The sequence below is a fragment of the Micromonospora sp. NPDC047134 genome, assembly GCF_040643455.1.
Classification (GTDB): domain Bacteria; phylum Actinomycetota; class Actinomycetes; order Mycobacteriales; family Micromonosporaceae; genus Micromonospora.
Window position 1 is genome coordinate 1 of the sequence record NZ_JBEYUI010000061.1, and the last position, 1,317, is coordinate 1,317.

General features: G+C 66.9%; 1 protein-coding gene. It reads left to right on the forward strand.

Features of this window, described 5'->3' with window-relative positions; genetic code table 11:
- The first annotated feature begins 52 nt into the window (after nt 1-52).
- A protein-coding gene (locus ABZ795_RS28740; RefSeq protein WP_327021974.1) for an IS3 family transposase occupies nt 53-1,287 on the forward strand; the annotation gives its coding sequence in 2 pieces (ribosomal slippage) (nt 53-332 and nt 332-1,287; 1,236 coding nt in all).
- The last annotated feature ends 30 nt before the right edge of the window (nt 1,288-1,317 follow it).

The window sequence follows — 1,317 nt, forward strand, 5'->3', positions numbered from 1 at the left end:
TGTCCCGCACCGGGTTTGATGGAGACATCGAAATCTGGGAGGAACATCAGCGATGCCCGCACCGAAGAAGTACAACGATGAGCTGCGTGAGCGTGCGACGCGGTTGGCGGTCGAGGCTCGCCGGGACCCGGCCAGCGCGATAGGGGCGATCCGGCGGATCGCCGGTCAGCTCGGGATTCATCCGGAGGCGTTGCGGACGTGGGTGAAGAAGGCCGAGACTGACGCCGGTGACCGTCCGGGCACCACCAGCAGCGACGCGGAACGCCTCGCTGCTTTGGAACGGGAGGTGCGTGAGCTGCGGCGGGCCAACCAGATCCTGAAGTCCGCGGCGAGTTTCTTCGCGGCGGAGCTGGACCGTCCGTCGCGATGAAGGTCGACTTCGTCGACTCCCAGAAGGCCGAATACGGTGTCCAGCCGGTCCTGCAGGCGCTCGAAGACACGCCGGCACAGATCGCACCGTCGACCTACTACGCCGCTAAGACCCGCCCTGCCTCGGCCCGGTCAAGGCGCGACGAGGAGTTGACCGCGGTGATCGAGCAGGTCCACGCGGAGAACTACGGCGTCTACGGCGCTCGCAAGATCTGGCACGAGCTGCGTCGGCGCGGTGTGCGAGTGGCCCGCTGCACCGTCGAGCGGCTGATGCGCGAGTCCGGGCTGCGCGGGCTGCTGCGCGACAAAGCGCCGCGTACGACCCGGCCCGCAGCCGAGACCAGCCGACCCTCTGACCTGGTCAAACGAGACTTCACCGCACTGCGGCCGAACCAGCTGTGGGTCGCCGACCTGACCTACGTGCGCACCAGCGTCGGCTGGGTGTACGCCGCGTTCGTCCTCGACGTGTACTCCCGCATGATCGTCGGCTGGCAGGTGTCGACGAACCTCTACACCGACCTGGCCCTCGACGCGTTGAAGATGGCGATCTGGCGCCGCGAACATCAGGGCGCTGACCTGGGCGGACTCGTGCATCACTCGGACCGCGGAGTCCAATATCGAGCGATCCGCTACAGCCAGCGCCTCGCCGAGGCCGGCGCTGTCGCCTCGGTCGGCTCCCGGGGCGACTCGTACGACAACGCGATGGCCGAGGCATTCAACTCGCTCTACAAGGCCGAACTCGTCCGCAACCGAGGTCCGTGGCGTGGACTCGACGACCTGGAGATGGCCACCGTCGAGTACATCGACTGGTACAACAACCGCCGGCTGCACGGCGAACTCGGACACGTCCCACCCGCCGAACACGAGGCCCTACACGCGATGACCCACCCGGTCACCGCACCCCTGAAAACCAGCTAACCAACTGTCCATCAAACCCGGGGCTTGACA